General features: G+C 72.3%; 18 protein-coding genes and 1 pseudogene. 15 read left to right on the forward strand and 4 right to left on the reverse strand.

Annotated elements, in window-relative coordinates; all coding sequences use genetic code 11:
* Position 1 precedes the first annotated feature (1 nt).
* Positions 2-2,337 (reverse strand): annotated as a pseudogene (locus tag CFP66_RS44250) (molybdopterin cofactor-binding domain-containing protein).
* A 256-nt stretch (positions 2,338-2,593) separates the two neighbouring features.
* Here CFP66_RS44250 and CFP66_RS44255 point away from each other — a divergent pair.
* The 14 genes from CFP66_RS44255 to CFP66_RS44320 all read left to right on the forward strand — a co-directional run bounded on the left by CFP66_RS44255 (position 2,594) and on the right by CFP66_RS44320 (position 18,931).
* Positions 2,594-3,772, forward strand: a complete 1,179-nt coding sequence (locus CFP66_RS44255; RefSeq protein ID WP_233160240.1) for a CdaR family transcriptional regulator — start codon at positions 2,594-2,596, stop codon at positions 3,770-3,772.
* 113 nt (positions 3,773-3,885) lie between these two features.
* Positions 3,886-4,956, forward strand: a complete 1,071-nt coding sequence (gene pdhA, locus CFP66_RS44260; protein ID WP_094931384.1) for a pyruvate dehydrogenase (acetyl-transferring) E1 component subunit alpha — start codon at positions 3,886-3,888, stop codon at positions 4,954-4,956.
* Between the two features lie 23 nt (positions 4,957-4,979).
* Positions 4,980-5,972: an alpha-ketoacid dehydrogenase subunit beta gene (locus tag CFP66_RS44265; RefSeq protein WP_369805285.1), complete on the forward strand. Its 993-nt coding sequence runs from the start codon at positions 4,980-4,982 to the stop codon at positions 5,970-5,972.
* 8 nt (positions 5,973-5,980) lie between these two features.
* Positions 5,981-7,213, forward strand: coding sequence for a dihydrolipoamide acetyltransferase family protein (locus tag CFP66_RS44270; protein ID WP_198962108.1), 1,233 nt, complete (start codon positions 5,981-5,983; stop codon positions 7,211-7,213).
* 137 nt (positions 7,214-7,350) lie between these two features.
* Positions 7,351-8,595: a nitrous oxide reductase family maturation protein NosD gene (locus CFP66_RS44275; RefSeq protein ID WP_158228457.1), complete on the forward strand. Its 1,245-nt coding sequence runs from the start codon at positions 7,351-7,353 to the stop codon at positions 8,593-8,595.
* Positions 8,596-8,674: 79 nt separating this feature from the next.
* Positions 8,675-9,295, forward strand: a complete 621-nt coding sequence (locus tag CFP66_RS44280) for a DUF4232 domain-containing protein (protein WP_094931387.1) — start codon at positions 8,675-8,677, stop codon at positions 9,293-9,295.
* Between the two features lie 99 nt (positions 9,296-9,394).
* Positions 9,395-10,624: a CaiB/BaiF CoA-transferase family protein gene (locus CFP66_RS44285; RefSeq protein ID WP_094931388.1), complete on the forward strand. Its 1,230-nt coding sequence runs from the start codon at positions 9,395-9,397 to the stop codon at positions 10,622-10,624.
* A gap of 41 nt (positions 10,625-10,665) precedes the next feature.
* Entirely contained in the window at positions 10,666-11,985 is a 1,320-nt protein-coding gene (locus CFP66_RS44290) for an MFS transporter (protein ID WP_094931389.1), read from the forward strand.
* Between the two features lie 13 nt (positions 11,986-11,998).
* Entirely contained in the window at positions 11,999-13,123 is a 1,125-nt protein-coding gene (locus tag CFP66_RS44295) for a zinc-binding dehydrogenase (protein ID WP_094931390.1), read from the forward strand.
* Positions 13,120-14,667 (forward strand): aldehyde dehydrogenase, encoded by a 1,548-nt coding sequence (locus CFP66_RS44300; protein ID WP_233160241.1) that lies wholly within the window; start codon positions 13,120-13,122, stop codon positions 14,665-14,667. The genes CFP66_RS44295 and CFP66_RS44300 overlap by 4 nt, the downstream gene beginning before the upstream one ends.
* 11 nt (positions 14,668-14,678) lie before the next feature.
* Positions 14,679-15,596 carry a CoA ester lyase gene (locus CFP66_RS44305; protein WP_198962109.1) on the forward strand — a complete coding sequence of 306 codons (918 nt, stop codon included), beginning with the start codon at positions 14,679-14,681 and terminating at the stop codon, positions 15,594-15,596.
* On the forward strand, positions 15,593-16,561 hold the full coding sequence (locus CFP66_RS44310) for a D-glycerate dehydrogenase (RefSeq protein ID WP_094931392.1): 969 nt from the start codon (positions 15,593-15,595) through the stop codon (positions 16,559-16,561). Before CFP66_RS44305 ends, CFP66_RS44310 begins: the two co-directional genes overlap by 4 nt.
* 13 nt (positions 16,562-16,574) lie before the next feature.
* A complete protein-coding gene (locus CFP66_RS44315) occupies positions 16,575-17,246 on the forward strand; it encodes a GntR family transcriptional regulator (protein ID WP_094931393.1) in 672 nt (223 codons plus the stop codon).
* Between the two features lie 113 nt (positions 17,247-17,359).
* Positions 17,360-18,931, forward strand: a complete 1,572-nt coding sequence (locus tag CFP66_RS44320) for a long-chain-fatty-acid--CoA ligase (RefSeq protein WP_094931394.1) — start codon at positions 17,360-17,362, stop codon at positions 18,929-18,931.
* Here CFP66_RS44320 and CFP66_RS44325 read toward each other — a convergent pair.
* From CFP66_RS44325 to CFP66_RS44335, 3 genes are all read right to left on the reverse strand, one after another.
* Positions 18,906-19,685 carry a carbohydrate ABC transporter permease gene (locus CFP66_RS44325; protein WP_233160242.1) on the reverse strand — a complete coding sequence of 260 codons (780 nt, stop codon included), beginning with the start codon at positions 19,683-19,685 and terminating at the stop codon, positions 18,906-18,908. The genes CFP66_RS44320 and CFP66_RS44325 overlap by 26 nt on opposite strands.
* Positions 19,686-19,822: 137 nt before the next feature.
* Positions 19,823-20,728: a carbohydrate ABC transporter permease gene (locus CFP66_RS44330; RefSeq protein WP_094931396.1), complete on the reverse strand. Its 906-nt coding sequence runs from the start codon at positions 20,726-20,728 to the stop codon at positions 19,823-19,825.
* The gene (locus CFP66_RS44335) at positions 20,725-22,062 is read right to left on the reverse strand and encodes an extracellular solute-binding protein (RefSeq protein WP_094931397.1); all 1,338 of its coding nucleotides are present in this window, start codon (positions 22,060-22,062) and stop codon (positions 20,725-20,727) included. The genes CFP66_RS44330 and CFP66_RS44335 overlap by 4 nt, the downstream gene beginning before the upstream one ends.
* A 907-nt stretch (positions 22,063-22,969) precedes the next feature.
* Here CFP66_RS44335 and CFP66_RS44340 point away from each other — a divergent pair.
* The gene (locus CFP66_RS44340; protein WP_198962110.1) at positions 22,970-23,671 is read left to right on the forward strand and encodes a DUF222 domain-containing protein; all 702 of its coding nucleotides are present in this window, start codon (positions 22,970-22,972) and stop codon (positions 23,669-23,671) included.
* Positions 23,672-23,744 lie beyond the last annotated feature (73 nt).

The following is a 23,744-nucleotide window of genomic DNA, read 5'->3' on the forward strand; positions in this document are numbered from 1 at the left end:
TTCAGAAGGTGAGCTCGAGGCCGTTGGTCGGCGACTCGGGGATCGGCGGCACCGTCGGGTACGGCTCGAACGGGAACGGGTCCTTGTGGTTGACCGGGAAGTAGGTCGGCACCTCGCCCGTGGCGCGGGCGTAGGCGCAGGCGATCGCTCCGCAGGGCGCCGCCACGCCGAACTCACCGGCGCCGCCCGGCTCGTCGGCCGTCGAGTCCACGATGATGATCTTCATCTCGGGCGGGGTGTTCCACTGGCGCGTGTAGAAGTAGTTGTCCCAGCTGGCCTCGACGAAGTGGCCGTCCACCAGGTGCAGGCTCGAGGTGAGGATCAGCGCGATCGCGTCGTTGATCCCGCCCATCATCTGGGCCTCCAGGCCACGCGGGTTGATCACGAGGCCGACGTCGACGGCGAGCACCGCCTTCGTGACGCGCGGCCCCGTCACCGCCTGGCGGATCTTCCGGTCCACGACCCGCGGCCTGCAGTCGATCTCCACCAGCGCCGCGCACACGCCCTTGTACTCGGTGTGGACGCCGAGGCCCTGTGCCGTGCCGTCGGGCATCGAGCGGCCCCAGCCACCCTCCTCGGCCACGGCGTCCAGCACCGCGCGGAGCCGGTCGTTCTTCAGGAACTCGCGGCGGAACTCGTAGGGGTCGCGGTCCATGGTCGCCGCGATCCGGTCGACCATCAGCTCGCGCGCGGTCGCCACGTTCGGCGAGTAGATGTTGCGCATGCTGCTGGTGTTGAAACGCGTGTCGACCTCGTTGAGCAGCCGGGTCGAGGCCCCGAAGTCGTACGGGTGACCTGCGTCAGCTCGAACACGGCCTCCGACAGCGCGAGGTTGCCCAGCGGCGCCTTCACCGCGGCGGCGGTGACCGCCTCCCCGAGACCGGGGTTGACCTGGGTCGCGACGCTCGTGTGCCGCTGCTCGTAGCTCAGCACGGAGCTGCCGCTGACCTGGGCCCGCACCCGCGCGGTGCACATCGGGTGCACCCGGCCCTGCCGCGAGTCGTCGGCGCGGGTCCACATGAGCTTGACCGGCTTGCCCATGGCCTGCGAGACCTCGGCGGCCTCCAGCGCCGCGTCGAAGAACAGCTTGCGACCGAACGACCCGCCGCCCTCGGTGACATGCACGGTCACCCGGTTCTGCGCCAGCCCGAGCAGCTTCGCGATCTCCGCCTGCGCCGCGATCGGGTTCTTCATCGCGCCCCAGATCTCCGCGCGGTCGCGCCGCACGTCGGCGATCGCCGAGTTGGTCTCCAAGGAGCTGTTGGAGGCGAAGTAGAAGGTGAACGCGCCCTCGACCGTCTCGCCGACGCCTGCGGGCACGGCCAGCGGCAGCTCGGCCGCCTCGAGCGTCGCGAGGACCGAGTCGTCGTCCTCGCCCGCGACGGTGCCGGCGTTCCAGTCCACCCGCAGCGCGTTGACGGCGTCGATCGCCTGCCCGAACGTCCGCGCGCGCACCGCGACGCCGGTGGAGACCACCTCGACGTCGGTGACGCCGGGCATGTCCCGGACCTCGTCGCGGTTGCGGACGCGCTCCGGGGTGCCGTTGAGGTCGGGGGCCCGGCAGATCACGGTCGGCAGCGCGTCCGGGACGGCCAGGTCGGTGGCGAACTTCTTGCGGCCCGTGACCATCGCCCGCGCGTCGGTCTTGGTCTGCGGCTTCCCGATGACCCGGAAGTCCTCACGCGGCTTGAGCACGACCTCGACGCGCTCGTGCGCGTCGCTCGCGGCCTTCTCGGTCAGCTCGGAGAACGGCAGGGCCGAGCCACCGGCACCGCTGATCAGCCCGCCCCGGCTGGTCAGCGTGCGGACGTCCTGCTGCAGCAGCTGGGCCGCGGCCGCGAGCAGGCGGCCCTTCGCCAGCGCGGCCGCCACCCGGATCGGGGTGTAGGTCGTGAACGTCGTGCTCGACCCGCCGGTGAGCTGGTTGAACACCAGCTCGGGCCGGGCGTCGGCCAGGGTGACGCGCACGTCGGCGACGTCGAGGTCCATCTCCTCGGCGATGATCATCTGCGTCGAGGTGATGATGCCCTGGCCGTTGTCGGAGCGGGGCAGGGCGAACGACACGCTGCCGTCGCGCTCGACCTCGATGCGGATCAGGTTCGCCGTCGGCCGTGCCGCGTCGCGCAGCGCGTCGAGCAGGTCGTAGACCTCCGGCGTCTGCGGCGCGGACGGGATCGCGGCCGCGGAGGCCGGCTCCGCGAACACCGACTGCCGGGTGAGCTCGGCGGCGACCACGAGCGTCGGCGCGGCGACGAGGTAGCCGAGGAAGCGCCGGCGACTGGTGCCGGGTCGGGGCGGGGACGCGAAGCGGTGCTGCGCCTGACGTTGCTGAGCCATCCGGGGTCCTCTTCATCGGGGAACTGCCCCGGGGAACGAGGACCTCGTTCGACAGGTACGCCTCGCAAGAATGATCAGCTGTAGCAGCTTTACCGCACAACAACAGCCTGACCTGCTCCGATGCGGCGTCCGGACCGCAAACACCGCCCGAGGGAGTTCACCCCAAAGGGACGTCGGTGACCGGTACGCCGGACTTGCCCAGCAGGTAAGTGTTGATCTGGTGTACGGGCCCGGGCGGCAAGTACGGTCTGAGCTCGTGGAAGGAGCGGGCGCGTTGTCGGCGGTGGCCGCCGCGTGGCTGCCCGACGTCGAGGTGCTGACCGAGCGCCTCGTCACGGCGGTCTTCACCGACAACCCGGAGTGGACCGACTACCGTCGGGTGCCGCCCGAGGACCTGCGCGACGGCTGCCGGCAGTACCTGGGCCGGGTGCTGGAGCTGGTCGCCGACCGGCAGCCCGGCGACGCGGACGACGACCCGGTGGCCGGGCGGATCGGCCGGCACCGGGCCGAGCAGGGCGTCCCGCTCGAAGTGATGCTGCGGACGTTCCGGCTGGGCGGCCGGGTCGTGTGGGAGGCGCTGCTGGAGCGCGCGGCGCCCGTCGACGTCGCGGCGCTGGGCGCGGCCGCCACCACCATGTGGACCGTGGTGGACGGGCTGTCGTCGGCACTGTCGACGTCGTACCGGCGGGCCGAGGCCGAGCAGCTGCGCCGCGACGACCAGCGCCGGCACGCGCTGCTGGAAGAGGTCGTCGCGGGCGGCACCACCGGGCAGCGGGTGGCCGACCAGCTGGACCTGCCACTCGACGGCGGCTACCTCGTCGTGGTCGCCGATCTGGACCCCGACGGCACCGCGGCGCTACCCAGCCCGCAGACGGCGCTCGCCGCACTCGGCCTCCGCTCGGTGTGGCACGTCCGGACCGACACGCTCGTCGGGCTCGTCCCGACCGAGGGGCACGATCCCCGGTTCGTCCACGGCCGGTTGCGCTCCCTCGCGCGCGGGCGCGCCGCGGTCGCCCCCACCGCGCACGGTCTCGCCGGGGTGGCCACCGCCCACCGGCTCGCGGTCCTCGCATTGGGCGCGGTGCCCAGGGGCACCGCCGGCGTCGTCTCCGTCGACGACCGCTACCCCGAGGCACTGCTGCTGCGCTCCCCCGAGCTCACGCGGCGCATCGTCGAGACGTGGCTCGGGCCCGTGCTGCGCCTGGCGCCGCGCGAGCGCGACGTCCTGCTGGAGACGCTCACCGCCTGGTTGGAGGCCGACCGCTCGGCCGGGGTCGCCGCGGAACACCTCTACTGCCACCGCAACACCGTGCTCAACCGACTGCACCGCGTCACCGAGCTCACCGGCCGCCCGCTCACCGGCCGGCAGGCCTTCGTCGAGCTCTCGCTGGCCCTCTCCGCGCTCACCCTGCCCGCGGAGGTGCTCGGCCGCTGATTGGGCAATGTGCCCAATCCACACCGCCCGGCGCTGGGCATCCGATCATGGTGCGCCGGGCCCGCGGCGACGAGGCTCGCGTGCAGCGACGCCGCGATCCGGAGGACCCACGCATGAGTACGACGACGAGCGCGAGGAAACCCACTCGCCCCCGGAGGAAGCCCGACCCGCTGGCCGCCGAGGACCCGGCGCTCCTGCGGGACTGGTTCCGCCAGATGGTCCTCGTGCGCCGGTTCGAGGAGCGTGCGGCACAGGGCTACACGCAGGCCAAGATCGGCGGCTACTGCCACCTCAACCTCGGCGAGGAGGCCACCGTCGTCGGCCTGCTCGCGGCGATGCGCTCCGACGACTACCTGTTCACGAACTACCGCGAGCACGGCTACGCCCTGGCCAAGGGCATCGAGCCGGGCCGGGTGATGGCCGAGCTCTACGGCCGCACGACCGGGACGTCCAAGGGCTGGGGCGGGTCGATGCACCTGTTCGACGCCCGGGCCCGGCTGCTCGGCGGCTACGGCATCGTCGGCGGGCAGGTGCCCCTCGCGACCGGCGCGGCGATGGCGATCGACCACCGCGGCGGTGACGAGGTCGTGGTCTGCCAGATGGGCGACGGCACCACCAACATCGGGGCCTTCCACGAGTCGCTGAACATCGCCGCGCTGTGGAACCTGCCGATCGTCTACGTCGTGGTCAACAACGGCCTCGGCATGGGCACCACGGTGGAGCGCTCCTCCGCCGAACCCGAGCTGCACAAGCGCGGGTCCGCGTACCGGATCCACGGCGAGCGCGTGGACGGCAACGACGTGCTCGCGGTCCGCGACGCCGCCCGCCGCCTCGTCGAGCGCGCGCGCACGGAGGGGAAGCCGGCGCTGCTGGAGTCGATGAGCTCCCGCCTGAAGGGTCACTCCGTGGTCGACCCGGCCCGCTACCGGACGGGTTCGGACGTCGAGGCGGCGCGCGCCGCCGACCCGATCGCCCGCTTCCGGGCCGCGCTGCTCGCCGCTCGCGTCGCCGACGAGGACGGGCTCGCCGCGCTCGAGGCGCAGGCGAAGGCCGAGGCGGACGAGGCGGTCGCGTTCGCCGACGCGAGCCCGCACCCGGACGTCGCGACGCTGTTCGACCACACCTACGCCACCCCCGTGGCCAACGAGTCGCGCCGGCTGCCGGCCGACGCCCTCTTCCGCTGATCCGAGGAACTCCCGTGCCCCAGATGACCTACCGCGAGGCCCTGCGCAGCACCCTGCGCGAGGAGCTGCTCCGCGACGACGACGTCCTGCTGATCGGCGAGGAGATCGGCGTCTTCGAGGGCTCGTACAAGATCACCGCAGGGCTGCTCGAGGAGTTCGGCGAGAAGCGCGTGCGCGACACCCCCATCGCCGAGGAGGGGTTCGTCGGCGCGGCGATCGGCGCCGCGATGCTCGGGCTGCGCCCGGTCGTCGAGATCATGACGATCAACTTCTCGCTCATCGCGCTCGACCAGATCGTCAACCACGCCGCGAAGATCTACGGGATGTTCGGCGGGCAGACGCCCGTGCCGATGGTCATCCGCACACCCGGCGGTGGCGGCCAGCAGCTCGGGGCCACCCACTCGCAGAACATCGAGCTGTACTACGCGTTCGTCCCCGGGCTGAAGGTCGTCGCGCCGAGCACGCCCGCCGACGCGAAGGCCCTGCTGCGCGCCGCGATCCGCGACGACGACCCCGTGCTGTTCCTGGAGAACCTCGCGCTCTACAACACCAGCGGCGAGGTGCCCGACGACCTGCCGCCCGCCGAGATCGGCCGCGCGGCGGTGACCCGCGAGGGCACCGACGTCACGATCATCGGCTACTCCCGCATGGCGACGGTGGCCACGGAGGTCGCGCAGCGGCTGGCGGAGTCCGGGATCTCCGCCGAGGTGGTCGACCTGCGCAGCCTGCGGCCGCTCGACCGCGACACGATCGTCGCGTCCGTGCGGAAGACGGGCTGCGCCGTGGTGGCCGAGGACGACTGGCTCACCTACGGCATCGGCGCCGAGATCGCTGCGACGATCTCCGAGGGCGCCTTCGACCACCTCGACGCCCCGGTGCGCCGGGTCGCCGCCGCGGAGGTGCCGCTCCCCTACGCCAAGCCGCTCGAGCAGGCCGCGCTGCCGTCCGCCGACTCGCTGCTGACCGCCGTGCGCGAGACCCTCGCCGCGGTCGGCCGCCTCCCCCGATCCGCCTGAGGACACCGATGCCCGAGATCACCATGCCCCGCCTCTCCGACACCATGGAAGCGGGCGTCATCGCCGCCTGGCACAAGAAGGTCGGGGACGCCGTCAGCGCGGGCGACGTCGTCGCCGACATCGAGACCGACAAAGCGATCATGGAGCTCGAGGCCTACGACGACGGCGTTCTCGAGCGCATCCTCGTCGCGGAGGGCGAGAGCGCCCCGATCGGCACGCCGATCGGTGTGCTCGGCGACGGCAGCGGGACCGGCCCCACCCCGGCCGCCACCAGCGCCCCCGAGCCTGCGGCCCCCGAACCCGCGGCCCCCGAGCCTGCAAACGCGGAACCCGCCGCCGAGCCGCCCGCTCCGGCCGAGGTGCGCGACGCGCGGCCGCCCGCCTCGCCGCTGGCGCGCAGGCTCGCCCGGGAGCGGGGCGTGGACCTGCAGTCCGTGCAGGGCAGCGGCCCGCACGGGCGCATCATCCGGGCCGACATCGAGGCCGCGGCCGAGGAGGCACCGGCCGCCGCCCCGGCAGTGGCCGTCACGGCACCGGCACCGGCACCGGCGGACGTCGACGAGGTCCCCCTCACGGCGATGCAGCGCATCGCGGCCGCGCGGCTCACGCAGAGCAAGCAGGAGGCGCCGCACATCTACCTGACGCGCGCCGTGGACGTCACCGACCTGCTCGCGCTGCGCGCCACCCTGAACACCACGCTGGTCGCGGCGGGCGGCCCGAAGGTCAGCGTGAACGACCTCGTCGTGAAGGCCGTGGCCGCGGCCCTGCGGGCCCACCCGGAGGTCAACGTCTCCTTCGCGGGCGAGGTCGTGCGCCGCCACCGGGGCGTGCACGTCGGCGTGGCGGTCGCCGTCGAGTCGGGGCTGCTGGTGCCGGTCGTGCGCGACGCGGATCGCCACAGCGTCTCCGAGATCGCCGCGCAGACCCGCGACTTCGCGGCGCGGGCCCGCGATCGCAGGCTCCGGCCCGACGAGATGACCGGGGGCACGTTCACCGTGTCGAACCTCGGGATGTACGGCATCGAGCAGTTCACCGCCGTCATCAACCCGCCCGAGGCCGCGATCCTGGCGGTCGGCGCGGCGGCCGAGGAGCTGCGCCCGCGCGACGGGGTGCCGGTCGTGCGTTCGATCATGCGCGTGACCCTGTCCTGCGACCACCGCGTCGTCGACGGCGCCACCGGCGCGGGTTTCCTGCGCACGCTCACGGAGCTCCTCGAGACCCCGTTGCGCATCCTGGCCTGACGGCCCGCGCCACCCACCTGGGGGTTCACCCGGTGGGGCGCCAGGCGCGGTACCGGTGTCGCACTCGGCGGGCGACCCCGGCATCATCGTGTGCGGAGTGTGCTCATCCGAGCACGCCGGAATGGAACGGGTATCCAGTGGTCCGCAGTACGTCTGCCGGGACGTCCCGGCACGCAACGGTATGGCGCAACGTCGCGATCGGGGCCGCGCTGGCCGTCGCCGTGCTCGTCGTCGTGCTGCTGGTGCGCAGCCCGGCGTCCGAACCACCGCCACCGGCCACACCTCCACCTCCGCCGGTGGCCGCCGGCCCGGCGCTGTACGTCGACCCCGCGACGGGCTCCGACAACGACGACGGCTCGCAAGGCGCGCCGCTGAAGACGATCCAGGTGGCGCTGGAGCAGGCCGAGCCCGGTACGACCATCAACCTGGCGCCCGGTGAGTACCGCGAGGCGCCGGTGACGGTGAAGCCCGGCGCTCCCGGGGCGCCGATCACGATCAAGGGTCCGGAGACCGGCCAGGACCAGGCGGGCCGCTACCAGGCCGTGCTGTACGGCGAGGGCAGGGTCTTCAGCATCAACCACAGCCACTACGCCCTCGAGGGCTTCACGATCGACGGGCAGGAGGGGCTCAAGGGCCGGCAGCTGCCCACCGAGGTGTCGGCCATGACGGCGTTCAAGAACAGCGTCCGCGACGTGGTCACGGACGGCCGGCTGATCTACATCGGCGCGGCGGACGACTCCAAGGACATCACGGGCATCACGATCCGGGACATGTTCCTCAGCGGGGCCGGCGGCGAGTGCGTGCGGCTGCGCAACAACGCCTTCGACAACGTGATCGCCGACTCGGTGATCCAGTACTGCGGGTTGTTCGGCAAGAGCGAGGACGACAGCGACCGGTTCGAGTACCACAACGGCGAGGGCGTCTACATCGGCACGAGCCCGAAGTCGGACAGCCAGCCGATGCACGAGAACGACACGAGCTCCGGCAACCGGATCACCGGCAACATCATCCGGACCTTCGGCTCGGAGTGCTTCAACGTCAAGGAGAACGCCCACGACAACGTGTTCGAGGACAACACCTGCTCGGGCAACACCGAGTCCACGGAGTTCGACGGCAGCAACATCGAGCTGCGCGGTCACGACAACGTCGTGCGCAACAACACGATCAGCGACAGCGCCGGGGTCGCCGTCAAGATCAAGAGCGACGAGGACGAGTACGACAAGGGCGGCAACATCGTCGAGGACAACGAGATCACCGGCATCAGCGACGTGGGCTTCCAGGTCGAGTCGGAGGCCCAGCAGGGCGCGATCTGCGGCAACCAGGTCGACGCGGCCGGCGTCCCCGACGAGGACACCCCGCAGGGCGCCGACCGGCCCTGCTGATGATCACGATCGGGTGAATCGACCGGCCCGCCGAGGTGTCGGATGGCGTCGGGCGGACCGGCGATCGAGTCTGGCGATCATGTCGTTCCCGCCCCGCCCGCTCGCCGCGCTCCTCCTGACCGGGGTCGCCGTCCTCGCCGGCTGCCAGTCGCCCTCGCCCGCCGCGCCGTCGGCGCCGACCACCGCTGTGCCCACGTCGACCGCAGCGGCACCGACGACGGCCGCGGGCGGTGACAGCTCGGCGACGGCGACGCCGGGCGGGGGCGGTGGTTCCGACGACACGCGGTGCACGCTCGACGAGGTGAGCGCATCGCTCGGGCGGACCACCGGCGAGGCAGGTCAGCGCCACACCGCGATCGTCTGGACCAACACCTCCGCGCAGCCCTGCACGATGACCGGGTTCGGCGGGGTCGACCTGCAGGGTCCGGACGACCCGATGGGACCGACATACTCGCTGCGCCGTGCCGAGCAGCCGGCCTCGCCGGTGCGGCTCGAGCCGGGCAGCGCCGCGCACACCACGATCACCTGGCTGCCGCCGCAGGACGGGTCGGAGTGGACCCCCAGCGGCATGCTGGTCACGCCGCCCGACGAGACCCGCTCGGCGAGCCTCGAGTGGCCCGGCGGAGCGGTGCTGCGCCAGGACGGCGCGACCCGGCCCGGCACCTACATCAGCCCGGTGCGGCCCGGCGTCGAGGGCTGACCCCGGGCCGGTCCGGCTCACCCCCTCGGGTTCGTCGACGGCGCGCGTCACAGCGGACGGCTCTTGCGGGCCCGGACCGCCGCCGCTACGTTTTATCAAATGTTTGACACAAGTAGCGGGCCACTCTCGGGCGTGCGCGTCGTGGACGCCGCGACGATCTACGCGGGCCCGATGCTCGCCACTCTGCTCGGCGACTTCGGCGCCGACGTGGTCAAGGTCGAGCACCCCCGCGGCGACGGGCTGCGCAGCTGGGAGTGGCGCAAGGACGGCGAGTCGCTCTGGTGGGCGCTCGTGGGCCGCAACAAGCGGGCGGTCAGCCTCGCGCTGTCCGACCCCCGCGGTGCGGAGGTGCTGCGCCGGCTGCTCACCGAGGCCGACGTGTTCGTCGAGAGCTTCCGGCCGGGCACGTTGGAGCGCTGGGGGCTCGATCCCGAGGACCTGCTGCGGATCAACCCGCGGCTCGTCGTCGTGCGGGTCTCGGGCTTCGGCCAGACCGGCCCGTACCGCTCACGTCCGGGCTTCGGCACCCTGGCCGAGGCCATCAGCGGGTTCGCCGACACCAACGGCGCCGCCGACGGCCCGCCGGTGCTCCCCCAGTGGCCGCTGGCCGACGGTGTCGCCGCGCTCGCGGGCGCGTTCGCCACGATGACCGCCCTGCGCCACGCGGAGCGGACCGGCGAGGGGCAGGTCGTCGACCTGTCGATCTACGAGCCGCTGTTCTGGATCCTCGGCGCGCAGACCTCCGCGCACGACCAGCTGGGTCTGCACCCCACCCGGCAGGGCAGCCGCACCGACTTCAACGTGCCCCGGGAGTGCTACCGCACCCGCGACGGCCGCTACGTCGCGCTGTCCGGGGCGACGGCCGCGACCGGGCGCCGGATCCTGCGGGCCGTCGGGCGTGACGACCTCGCCGACGCGCCCTGGTTCGACGACATCGCCGGGCGCGTCGCCCACCGCGACGAGATCGACGACGCCATCGCGAGCTGGGTCGCCGACCGCGACAACGACGAGGTCCTGGCCGCGTTCGACGCCGTGGGCGCCACCGTCGGGCCGGTCTACTCGGCCGCCGACATCGCCGCCGACCCGCACTTCGCGGCACGCGGCAGCGTCACCACGATCGACCACCCCGCACTCGGCCCGCTGAAGATGCAGGGCCTCATCGCCCACCTGAGCCGCACTCCCGGCGCCGTCCGCAGCGCGGGCCCGCTCCTCGGCGAGCACAACGAGGAGATCCTGCGCGACCAGCTCGGGTGCACGGACGACGAGCTCGCGCAGCTCGAGGCCGACGGCGTGATCGGGCCGGCCACCGCCCGCTCCCCCATCGATTGACCCCTCCCCACAGCCCCTCACCGATGAGAGGACATCCGAGGATGTCGACCCCCACCCCCGATCCCCGGCTCGTCCGCCGGGTCGCCCTGGCCAGCAGCATCGGCACGATGCTCGAGTACTACGACTTCTACCTCTACGGCGCGCTGTCGGCGACGATCTTCGGCAGCCTGTTCTTCCACAGCACCGACCCGGCGGTGGGCACCCTGCTCGCGCTCGCGACGTTCGGCGTCGGGTTCGTCGCCCGGCCCCTCGGTGGCATCATCGCCGGCCACTTCGGCGACCGGGTCGGGCGCAAGTCCGTGCTCATCGCGACGCTCGCCCTGATGGGCGCCTCGACGGTCGGGATCGGACTCCTGCCCACCTACGCCGTCATCGGTACGTGGGCGCCGGTGCTGCTGGTCCTCCTGCGCCTGCTGCAGGGCCTCGCCCACGGCGGCGAGTGGGGCGGCGCCGCGATCATGACCGTGGAGCACGCCCCCGCCGGGCGCCGCGCCTTCTACGGCACCTGGCCGCAGATGGGCGTCTACGCGGGCATCGTGCTGTCCAACCTCGTCCTCGGCGCGTTCCTGCTGCTGCCCGAGGAGCAGTTCCGCGCCTGGGGCTGGCGGGTGCCGTTCCTGCTGGGCTTCGTCCTGGTCGTGGTCGGCATGTACCTGCGGCGCTCCATCACCGAGTCGCCCGAGTTCGCGCAGGCGACGGCAGCGGCAGGCGAGCCGGTGAAGGTCCCGATCGTGGAAGCGCTGCGCACCAGCATGCGCGGCATCCTGGTCACCTTCGGCGCCAAGGCCGCCGAGACCGGCGCGTTCTACCTGATCACGGTGTTCGCCCTGACCCTCGCCGCGGACGGCGCGGGTCGCAACGCCGCGCTGAACGGCGTGCTGGTCGCCAGCCTCGTCTCGATCGTCACGGTCGGGGTGTTCGGGGTGCTCGCCGACCGCGTCGGGCGGCGCCCGGTCTACGCGTTCGGCGCCGCGTTCGTGGCCGTCTTCGCGTTCCCCTTCTTCTGGCTCGCCGGCAGCGGCTCCACCGTGGCGTTGTGGCTCGCGCTGATCGTCGGGCTCGCCGTCGGCCACGCCTCCATGTACGGGGCCCAGACCCTCTACTTCTCCGAGCTGTTCGACGCCCGGGTGCGCTACAGCGGCGCCTCGCTGGGCTACCAGCTCGGCGCCGCCCTGATCGGCGGGTTCACCCCGCTCATCGCGGCGTCCCTGCTGCTCTGGAGCGACGGCGCGCCGTGGCCCGTCGCGCTCTACATCATCGCGCTGTGCCTGATCACCGTGCTGGCCGTGGGCGTGTGGGGCCAGGTGCGCGCCGGCACCGGGGCCGGGCGTACCACTGCAGACATCCCCACCGCTTCCTGAAGGAGATCCACCCATGACGACCGCCATCCCCGACCACACGCGCGCGGCGGTGGTCCGCGCGTTCGGCGAGCCGATCGGCATCGAGGACGTCCCCGTGCCGCCCCGCGTCGAGGCGGGCGGGCTGCTCGTCGAGGTCGTGGCGTGCTCGCTGTGCGGCACCGACGTGCACTGCTGGGAGGGCTCGCTCGCCCTCGACATCGCCCTCCCGCTGATCCTCGGCCACGAGATGGTCGGGCGGGTCGTCGCGATCGGCGAGGGCGCGCAGGTCGACTCGGTGGGCCAGGACCTGCGCGTCGGCGACCGCGTGATCTGGACCCACGCCTTCTGCGGGCGCTGCGTGATGTGCGCCCGCAAGCGCCCCGCGATGTGCCTGAACCGCAGCGCCTACGGCCACGTGTCGATGCAGGAGTGGCCCTACCTGATGGGCGGGTTCGCCCAGCACGCCTACGTCCTGCCCGGCTCGGGCCGGGTGCGCGTGCCCGACGCCGTGCCCGACGCCCTGGCCAGCATGGCCAGCTGCGCGCTGCGCTCGGTGGTCAACGCCGTGCAGCAGGCCGGGCGCGTGGGCCCCGAGCACACCGTCGTCGTCCAGGGCGCCGGGCCGCTGGGCATCCTCGCCACCGGGCTGTTCGCGCAGGCCGGGGCCGGACGCGTCGTCACGGTCGGGGCACCGGCCGCGCGCCTGGAGCTCGCCTCCGCGTTCGGGGCCGACGAGGTGGTCTCGCTGGAGGAGGTGCCCGACCCCGCCGAGCGGCTCGCCCGCGTGCGCGAAGCCACCGCAGGCCTGGGAGCCGACCTGGTGGCCGAGTTCTCCGGGCACCCCGCCGCCTTCGCCGAGGGCGTGGAGATGGCCGGGCTCGGTGCCCGCTACCTGGTGGTCGGCCAGCTCGGGGCCGGCACCACCCCGATCGCGCCCGGCACCATCACCAAGAAGAACCTGACCGTGATCGGCTCCTTCTCCGGCGACACCACCCACTACTACGAGGCGCTGCGGGTGCTGGAGCGCTACGCCGACCGCCTGCCGTTCGAACGCCTGATCAGCGGGCAGTACCCGCTCGAGGACGTCAACGCCGTGATCGGGCGCATGCAGGCGTTCCAGGAGATCAAGCCGGTGCTGCTGCCCGGAGTCCGCGCATGACCTCGTCCGAGGAGGACCACCCCGCGATGACCGTCGCCGACCTCGTCGCCGCGCCCGCCGCCGACACCGACGCCCCGCTGCACCTGCCGATGCTCGTCGGCGGCGCGTGGGTCCACGCCGACAGCGGCGCCACCTTCGACTCCCCCGAACCGCGCACCGGCCGGGTGTGGGCCACGCTCCCGAACGCGGCCGCTCCCGACGTGGACCGCGCCGTCACCGCGGCGCGGCGGGCGCTGCGCGGCGAGTGGTCGCGGGTCACCGCCGCCGACCGGGCACGGTTCCTGTTGCGCATCGCGGCCGTCGTCGACCGGCACCGCGAGGAGCTCACGATCATCGAGTCCCGCGACAACGGCAAGCCGGTCCGCGAGGTGCGCGCGGAGATCGACGCGATCGTGCGCTACTTCGAGTACTTCGCCGGCGTCTGCCAGACGGTGCTGGGCGAGACCCACCCGCAGGCGGCGTCGGCGTTCAGCTACACGCGCCGCGAGCCGGTCGGCGTGGTGGGCGCGATCGTGCCGTGGAACTCCCCGCTGCTCATGCTCGCCTGGAAGCTCAGCCCGGCGCTGGCCGGCGGCAACACGATCGTGCTCAAGCCCGCCGAGCAGACGTCTGTGTCCTCGGTGGTCTTCGCCCACCTGATCGCCGAGGCCGGGCTGCCGGACGGGGTGTTCAACCTGGTCACCGGGCTCGGCGAGTCCGCGGGCGCCGCGCTCGTGGCCCACCCGGGCGTCGACAAGATCGCCTTCACCGGCTCCACCGCGGTCGGCAAGCAGATCGCCGCCACCGCCGCGAACGACCTCAAGCTGGTGACGTTCGAGCTGGGTGGCAAGTCCCCGACGCTGGTCTTCGCCGACGCCGACCTGGACGCGGCCGTGCACCGCACCGCCTACGGGATCTTCTCCGCGGCCGGCCAGACCTGCCAGGCCGCCTCCCGCATCCTGGTGCAGGACAGCGTCCACGACGAGTTCCTCGACCGGTTCACCGCGCTCGCGCGGCGCATCCGCGTGGGCGACCCGCTGTCGGAGAAGACCCAGATGGGGGCGCAGATCTCCGCGCCGCACCGCGAGACGATCGCCGGCTACGTCCGCAGCGGCGTGCAGGACGGCGCCACGCTGGTGTGCGGTGGCGCCGCGCCCACCGACCCGGCGCTGGAGGGCGGCTACTACTTCACGCCGACCGTGCTCGACGGCGTCGACAACTCCATGCGGATGATCCGGGAGGAGATCTTCGGCCCCGTGACGGGCGTGATGAGCTTCTCCGACGAGGCGGACGCGCTGGCGAAGGCCAACGACACGCAGTACGGCCTCGCGGGCTCCGTCTGGACCCGCGACATCGCGCGCGGCCACCGCGTCGCGGCCGGCATCGAGGCCGGGCTGATCTGGGTGAACACCACCCGCACGATCAACCACCTCGTGCCGTTCGGCGGCTACAAGCAGTCCGGGTACGGGCGCGAGGGCGGCATGCAGGTCATGGAGCACTACACGCGCGTCAAGTCGGTGTGGGTGGACCTGCAGGACGAGCTGCCGAACTGGTACGCCGACTGATGGGCGCGTCCATGCCGCTCCGCCTGCGAACCCTGCTGTTCGTGCCGGCCGACCGGCCCGACCGCATCCCCAAGGCCGCCGCCGCGGGCGCCGACGGGATCGCCGTCGACCTCGAGGACGCGGTCGCCCTCTCCCGCAAGGACGAGGCCCGCGCCGGGCTCGCCCCCGCGCTCGCGGCGCTGCCGCCGGACGGCCCGGTGGTCGCGGTGCGGATCAACGCGGTCGCCTCCGGGCTCGCCGAGGCGGACGTCGCTGCACTGGAACCGGTGCTGGCGCGCGTCGACCTCGTCGTCGTGCCGATGTGCTCGGACGCGGCCGCGGTCCGCGCGGTGGCCACGCTCCTGGACCGGGCCGAGGCCCGCGCCGGGCTGGAGCCGGGCCGCACCGGCCTCCTCCCGCTGGTCGAGACCGCGGCAGGCGTCGCCGAGGCCCGCGCGATCGCCGCCGCCGACCCCCGGGTCCGCACCCTCACCTTCGGGCCGGCCGACCTGTCGAACGAGCTCGGCGTCACCCCGACGGCCGACGGCGAGGAGCTGTTCGTCGCGCGCAGCACCGTCGTTCTCGCCGCCGCCGCGGCCGGGCGCCCCGGGCCGATCGACGGACCGCACCTCGACCTCGACGACGCCGACGGGCTGGCCCGCTCGGCCGCGCGGGCGCGGCGGCTGGGCTTCGCGGGCAAGCAGGTGATCCATCCCCGCCAGGTCCCGGTCGTCATGGCGGCGTTCGCACCCACCGAGGCGCAGCTTTCGTGGGCGCGCCGGGTCGACGAAGCCTTCCGTGAGGCCGAGGCGGCCGGTGTCTCCTCGCTGCGGCTCGACGACGGTACGTTCATCGACTATCCGATCGCCCACCGCGCCCGCGCCCTGCTCGCGCAGGGCTCCTTGCTCGCGGAGGGCACCGACCCGACCCGGAGGACACCACCCGCATGAGCCCCGACACCCCGCGGATCGTGGTCACCCGCGCGCTGCCTCCCGCGGCGCTCGAACCGCTGCACACCGTCGGCGACGTGTGGGTCTCGCCGCACGACCGGCCGCTGTCGGCGCAGGAGCTGCACGACGCGGTGCGCGGGTCGGCCGCGGTCGTCAGCATGCTCACCGACCGCATCGACGACTCCGTGCTCGCCGCCGCCGGGCCGGAGCTGAAGGTCGTGGCCAACACCGCGGTCGGCTACGACAACCTCGACGTCCCGGCGATCACCGGGCGCGGGGTGCTCGCGACCAACACGCCGGGCGTGCTCGTGGACGCCACCGCCGACCTCACGATCGCCCTGCTGCTGGCCGTCACCCGCCGGGTCGCCGAGGGCGACCGGCTCGTGCGTTCCGGCACGCCGTGGTCCTGGGACGTGTCCTTCATGCTCGGCTCGGGTCTGCAGGGCAAGCAGCTGGGCATCGTGGGCATGGGCGGCATCGGCCGCGCCGTCGCACGGCGCGCCGCGGCGTTCGGCATGGACGTCGTGCACCACAACCGCCGCCCCGTCGACGTGGCGGGTTCCCGGCAGGTGGGGCTGGACGAGCTGCTGGAGACATCCGACGTGGTGTCCCTGCACTGCCCGCTCACGCCGGAGACCCGGCACCTGATCGACGCCGCCGCGCTGCACCGGATGAAGCGCGGCGCGTACCTGGTCAACACCGCCCGCGGGCCGATCGTCGACGAGGCGGCGCTCGCCACGGCGCTGGCCGACGCCACCATCGCCGGGGCCGGACTGGACGTCTACGAGGACGAGCCGCAGGTCCACGAGGGGCTGCGCCGCCTCGACAACGCCGTCCTCGCCCCGCACCTGGGGTCGGCCACCGTCGAGACGCGCACCCGGATGGCGGAGCTCGCCGTCGAGAACGTCGTCGCCGTGCTCACCGGGAAGGACGCCGTCACCCCGATCTCGGTACCGTCCCGGTGACGGAAGGGGCAGGATGGCGAGGAAGCCGGCCCGGACCACCACGAAGGCCGAGGAGGCCTTCAGCGTGGTCCGGCGCAAGATCGAACGCGGGGAGCTGCCAGGTGGCGCCAAGCTGACCCTGCAGAGCCTCTCCGACGAGATGCAGATGAGCCTCACCCCCATCCGGGAGGCGCTGCGGATGCTGCAGGCCCACGGCCTCGTGGAATACCGCCCGCACCACGGGCACGTCGTCACCCGCTACTCCATCCCCCGCGCCGAGGAGATCTACCTGCTCCGGGTCACCCTCGAACCGCTCGCCACCCGGCTGGCCGCGGAGAACGCCACCGAGGCGGAGCTCGCCGAGATCCGGGGGCTACACGAGGAGTTCCGCGCCGCCGCGGAGAAGGAGGACGGCGCGCAGGGCGTGATCGTCGACCTCAACGCGCTGTGGCACCGCGCCGTCTACGAGGCCGCCCACTCCTCCTTCCTCGACGACTTCATCGACCGTCTCTGGACCGGGGTGCCCTACCAGGCGATCTGGTTCATCCACCGCCGCCACCGCTCCGTGCAGGACCACGCAGCGGTGACCGAGGCGCTGCTGGCCCGGCAGGCCGACGCCGCCGGGTGCGGGATGCACGACCACATCCTGCAGGGCAAGCAGGCCACGATCGAACACCTGAAGGCCATCGGAGCGCCGGAGAGCTAGGCGGTAGCCGGCACCCGCCGCAACTGCTCCGAGGCCGGCCTTGTCAGCGCGCCGAGTTGCCGCGAACATAACGGTCGTTCAGTAAGCGAGTCGCGACCACGCCGAGGATGTCGATGAGCGATTCCAGCATCACCGGGCACGGCATGACGATGAGCGACATGGTCGCCCGGCACGCCCGGCTGCGGCCCGACGATCCGGCGCTGGTCGACCCGAGGTCGCGCCGGACCTACCGCGAACTCGACGAGCGGGTCACCCGGCTCGGCCACGCCCTCACCGACCGCGGCGTCGTGTCCGGTGATCGGGTGGCGGTGCTGGGTCTCAACAGCATCGAGGTCGTGGAGGCCTGGTTGGCGGCCCTGCGGATCGGGGCCATCGCAGTCCCCGTGAACTTCCGGCTCGTCGCCGACGAGATCGCCTACGTGCTCGGCGACAGCGGTGCCGTGGCCGTGATCGTCGACGCCGCGCTCGCCCCCGCCGTGGAGCAGGCGCGGGCGACGGCGTCCGGCGTGCGGTCGGTGCTCACGATCGGCGGCGACGTCGAGGAGATCATCGCCGCCGCGTCCGACGTCTACACCGAGCTCCCCGTCCGCGACGAGGCGCCCGCGTTCATCATGTACACCTCGGGCACGACCGGCTTCCCGAAGGGCGCGGTGCTCACCCACCGCAACCTCTACCTGCACGCCTTCTGCTCCATGGCGACGTTGGGCATCAGCGGCGACGACCGGGTGTGGATGTCGGCGGCGCCGCTGTTCCACATCGCGGGCCTGTCCGGGATGCTGCCCGTGCTGATCACCGGCGGCAAGACCGTCATCCCGCCCTCGGGCGGGTTCGACCCGGTGGCGACGGTGCGCACCCTCGTCGACGAGGGGGTGAGCTCGTGCTTCATGGTGCCCGCGCAGTGGCAGGCGATCTGCGCGGTGCCCGACCTCGCGTCGGCGAACCTGTCGCGGCTGCGACGGATCTCCTGGGGCGCGGCACCGGCGTCGACCACGCTCCTGCGCACCATGATCGAGGCGTTCCCGCAGGCCGAGGTCTGCACCGCCTTCGGGCAGACCGAGTGCAGCCCCGTCACCACGAACCTGCGCGGTGAGGACTCGATCCGCAAGATCGGCTCTGTGGGCACCCCCATGGTGGGTGTCGAGGTCCGCGTGGTCGACGACGACATGAACGACGTACGCCAGGGCGAGGTCGGCGAGATCGTCTACCGCAGCCCGATGGTCATGGCGGAGTACTGGAACAAGCCCGACGAGACGGCCGCGGCCTTCCGCGGGGGCTGGTTCCACTCCGGCGACCTGGTCCGCGAGGACGCCGACGGCTACTACTACGTGGTCGACCGCAAGAAGGACATGATCATCTCCGGCGGCGAGAACATCTACTGCGCCGAGGTGGAGAACGCGCTGGCCGGGCATCCGAAGGTCGCCGAGGTGGCACTGATCGGGGTGCCCGACCCCACGTGGGGCGAGACCCCTCTCGCGATCATCGCGCCGCGCGACCCGCGCGACCCACCCACCGACGCCGAGATCGAGGCGTTCTCCCGGGAGCACCTGGCCTCCTACAAGCGCCCGCGGCACCTGCGGATCGTCGACGCGCTGCCGCGCAACCCCAGCGGCAAGGTCGTGAAGACCTCGCTGCGCGAGCGGTTCGGCGCCGCCGCACCGGTCAGCCCTTCACCGCCCCCTCCGTGAGCCCGCCGCGCCAGAACCGCTGCAGCACGATCACCGCGATCACGAGCGGAACGATCGACACCAGCACGCCGCCGGTGGTGAGCTGGTAGAACTCCGGCAGCCGGTCCGTCTGCGCCCGCCAGTTCTCGATCCCGAGGGTGATCGGATACAGGTCCTGGTCGCCCAGCATGATCAGCGGCAGGAAGTAGTTGTTCCAGATGCTCACGGCCTGGAACAGGAAGACCGTCACCAGCACCGGCGTCATCGGGCGCAGCGCCAGCTCGTGGAAGATCCGCAGCTCGCCCGCGCCGTCGAGCCGGCCCGACTCGAGCAGCGACGAGTCGATCGAGGCCTGCGCGTAGACCCGGCACAGGAACAGCCCGAACGGCGACACCAGCGACGGGATGAGCACGCTCCAGTACGTGTCGGTCAGTCCGAGCCGGCTGAACAGCAGGAACAACGGCAGCGCGGTGGCGGTGCCGGGCACGAGGACCCCGCCCAGCACGGCGGCGAACACCACGTTGCTGCCGCGGAACTCGTACTTGGCCAGCGCGTACCCGCCCGCGGCCGCCAGGTAGGTGGCAACGAGCCCGCCCACCCCGGAGTAGAGCAGGCTGTTGCCCAGCCAGCGCAGGAAGATCCCGTCGTCGTAGGTGAAGACCATCCGCAGGTTCTCGAACAGCTCGAACGACCCGCCGAACCAGAACCCGTTGGTGCTGAAGAGATCCCCGGTGGTCTTCGTCGCGGCGATCACCACCCAGTACAGCGGCACCATGAAGTACACCGCGACGACCACGAGCACGCCGGTGACGACGATGGTGGAGCCCGCGCTGCGGTCCAGGCGCCGCGGGCCCGCCGGTGCGGTGGCGCCCCGGGCGACTCCCGTCCCGCGCTGCAGGGTCGGCGTGGGGGTCATCGCTTCGTCCTCCGGTTCGTGAAGGTCAGGAACGCGTAGGACAGGACGAACGCGGCGAGCGCGATGATCACTGCCTGGGCCGCCGCGATGCCGTACTCGTTGAACTCGAAGGCGTTGGTGTACGCGCTCAGGTTCGGGGTGTAGGCGTTGTCGATCGAGGGCGCCACCATCTGGAGGAGCCGTGGCTCGGTGAAAAGCTGCAGCGTGCCGATGATGCTGAACACCGTGGTGAGCACCAGCGCCGGTCTGATCAGCGGCAGCTGCACCGACCAGGCCAGCCGCCACGGGCCGGCGCCGTCGATGCGCGCCGCCTCGTACACGTCCGAGGGGATCGCCTTGAGCTGCGCCACGACGATGAGCATGTTGTAGCCGGTGTAGGTCCAAGTGACGATGTTGGCGATCGACCAGAGCACCATGTCCGTGCCGAGCGGATCGATCTCGATGCCCAGCGCGGCGGTGATGTCGAGCAGCGGGCTCAGGCCGGGCACGTAGAAGAACGACCACATGATCGTCGCGATGACGCCGGGCACCCCGTAGGGCATGAAGTACGCGCCCCGGAAGAACTGTGGCCAGCGCGCGCTCGCCGACTCCAGCAGCAGCGCCAGCGCCGTGCACAGCACGATCATCACCGGGACCTGCACCACCCCGAAGAGCAGCATCCGCCCGATCGAGTCGATGAAGCCGGAGTCGGCCAGCGCGCGTGCGTAGTTCTCGACGCCGGCGAAGCGGCTCGTCACGCCGTCCTCACCGAACAGCCCCGCCCGGTCGATCGTGGTGAAGCTCTGCCCGAGGGCGGCGGCGATCGGGATCACGAACGTCAGCACGAACAGCAGCAGGAACGGCGCGAGCAGCAGCCAGGGCGCGCGGCTCTGCGCGCTGGTGGCGCGCCGGCGGGGGCTCACGAGGCGCTCCGCACGGTGAGGCCCTTGTTGCGGAACGCGGTGAGGGTGGCGGCCTCGGCCAGCGCGAGGCCCTCCACGAGCGGCTGGCCCGCCGAGAGCTTGCGGCGCATCTGGTCCTCCACGGCCGTCATCGCCGCCTGCGTCAGCGGCGACCACATCCACTCGGGCTGCTGCTGCGCCGCCGGCACGAACACCTCCTCGTTGTAGGACTGGCCGCTGAACCACGCGCTCGGCGCGCGCCGCGCCTCGCCGATGTAGTCGCGCGACGGTGACCAGCCGATGCCGCAGTGCTCGATCATCGCGTCGATGCCCTCCCGCGACGACGTCATCCACACGATGAAGTCCAGCGCCTCCTGCGGGTGCGGCGAGTGCGCGAGCACCGCCGCGGTCGAGCCGCCCTGGGCACTCGAGCCGAACCCGCCGTGCGGCCACGTCTGCATCGGCGCCACCCGCCACTTGCCCTCACCGTCGGTGATGCTCTCGAGCAATGCATCACCCCACGACGCGCTGGTGACGGCGGCGATCCGCCCCTCCCCCGCCGCGGCGTAGAAGCCCGGCGAGTAGGCGGTGAACCCGGTCTCCACGAGGTCGTCGTCGATCGCGGAGTCGAAGAACTCCGCCACCCGCAGTGTGGCGTCGTCGGTCATGTGGACCACCCACTCGTCACCGTCGGCGCGGAACCAGCGGGCGCCGGCCTGCGCGGCGTAGGCGGTGAAGGGGGAGGCGTCCGAGACCGGGAACACCTCCAGGTAGTTGCTCGGGCCCGTCTCCCGGATGGCCCCCGCCAGTTCCCGCCAGTCGTCCCACGTCGCCGGTGGGACGCCGCCGACCGCATCGAGCAGCGCCGTCTGGTAGTAGAACGCCATCGGGCCGCTGTCCTGCGGGATCCCGTAGACGCCGCCGTCGAACACCACCTGGTTCCACACCGACGGGGAGTACCGGTCGGCGAACTCGTGCGCGCCGTAGCGCGAGAGGTCGACGAGACCGTTCGCGAGCAGGTACTCCGGGATCTGGCGCAGCTCGACCTGCCCGATGTCGGGACCTCCGCCCGCGGCCAGCGCGGCGTACATCTTGGCGTAGCCGCCGTCGTTGCCACCCTGGATCCAGACGGCCTCGACCTGCACCGCCGGGTTCTGCGCGTTCCAGATGTCGGCGACCTTCTGCAGGTCCTTCACCCACGCCCAGTAGGTCAGGCGGACGGGCCCGCTCGCGCGCGGGATCGTCTCCATCCGGTTGACGTTCGTGCTGCCCGGCGCCGCACACCCGGGCAGCAGCGCCGCCGCGGCCGAACCGGCCCCGAGGCCCAGCAGCCGTCGTCTCGACAGGTCTCGCATTACCACCACCCCGACGTGATCGCGTGCGACGACCCTAGGGCAGCGGAAAGCGCTTAACCAGACCGGCCGGGCCCGGCGGGATCAGAAGATCGAGTAGCCGCCGACCGGCAGGATCTCGTCGCGCACCGACGAGATCGTGGCCCCGACAGGCGGGGAGACGCTCCCGGGCCGAGCCGTCCCCTTCGCGCCGCGTCGGCGGCTGCCGCGAGCGCGGCCGCAACCACACCGAGGTGCTCGATCCGGCGGTCCCGTTCCGACTCTGCGCGACGAGCGGGACGTGAGCGGGGGCGCGCCCGTGATCGAACCCCGCTGGTGTCTCGCTCGTCGGCTCCAGTGGGCGCGCCGGGCCCGGCTCGCCTGTGGACCCGTTCCACCCCCGCACACTATTGATCAATGCCGTCGCGTTCCGCGGAACGCGACCGTCGGGCGATCCTGGGTATCGCCATTTTCCGGCAGTCGTCATTCGACGGATCCGTTCGGTCTGTGCGCGCCCGGCTGTGGCCGCGTTCCACCCCGCGCTATTGATCAGTGCCGTCGCGTTCCGCGGAACGCGGCCGTCGAGCGACCCGGGTCCCGCCATCGCGTTCCATTCGCGCCGGGGTGTGATCGTCTTTCGACGGCCCTTTCCCGTGTGTGCGCGACGAGCGAGACGTGAGCGGGGTCGCGCCCGTGATCGAACCCCACTCACGTCTCGCTCGTCGCGAGAACTTGCAGTGGGCGGACCGTGCCCGGCTCGCAGCACCCGGCCCGCCGCCCTGACCCGGCACGCCGGGCGAACCCACCCGTTCGCCTCGACCGCCGCGTTTGCGAGGGGTCGGGTTGGTGGAACCATCGGATAGCGTGGTCGTCCGGCGGCCGTTCCCGACTCGGGAGCAGACCTGTTGGTGGACGAGCACGTTGCGGCCAGGTGCCTCCGCCTGGCTGTGGCCCCGTCTCAATCCACACTATTGATCAGTTTCGTCGCGTTCCGCGGAACACGCTCGCCCGGGAATTGTCGGACCCCGATGCCATCCTGAACAGGAAAACAGCAGCTCACACCCCTGTGGAGGTTCCGGTGTCGGTGATCGCGCTCCCCACCCCATTGCAGACCATGAGCCTCCGCGATCTGGAAACAGAAGTCCTCAGCCTGGCCGGGCACATCGCGGCTGCGGAGTGCCGGTTCCTGCAATTCCTGGCCGAGTTCGATGACCGGGAGGGTTGGGCGGGGCCGGGGATCCGGTCGTGTGCGCACTGGTTGTCGTGGCGGGCGGGGATGAGCGTGCGTACCGCGGTCGAGCACCTACGGGTCGCGCACGCCCTGGCACGCCTGCCGCGGATCAGTGAGGCGTTCGCTGCGGGGCGGGTCTCCTACTCGAAGGTCAGGGCTTTGACCCGGGTCACCGGTACCGACACCGCGGCGTTGACTCGGATCGGGGCGGCGATCGCCGCGGGCGAGCCGGAACTGCGTCATGTGATGGTCGCGGACGCGGAGACCGCGGAGCGGGTGCTGCTGGACCTGGCGTTGTCGGGGACTGCCGGTCATGTGGAGACGGTGGTGGCGGCGGTGCGGCGCCGCTGCACCCCACCGGTCGACGCCGCGGCGAGGCGTGTCCTGGCATTGGGACGGTGACGGGTCGTTGGTCGTGCGGTCCAGGTTCACCCCCGAGGTTGGTGCCGCCCTCATCGCCGCCATCGACGCCCAG

The sequence above is a fragment of the Pseudonocardia sp. MH-G8 genome (genome assembly GCF_002262885.1).
GTDB lineage: Bacteria > Actinomycetota > Actinomycetes > Mycobacteriales > Pseudonocardiaceae > Pseudonocardia.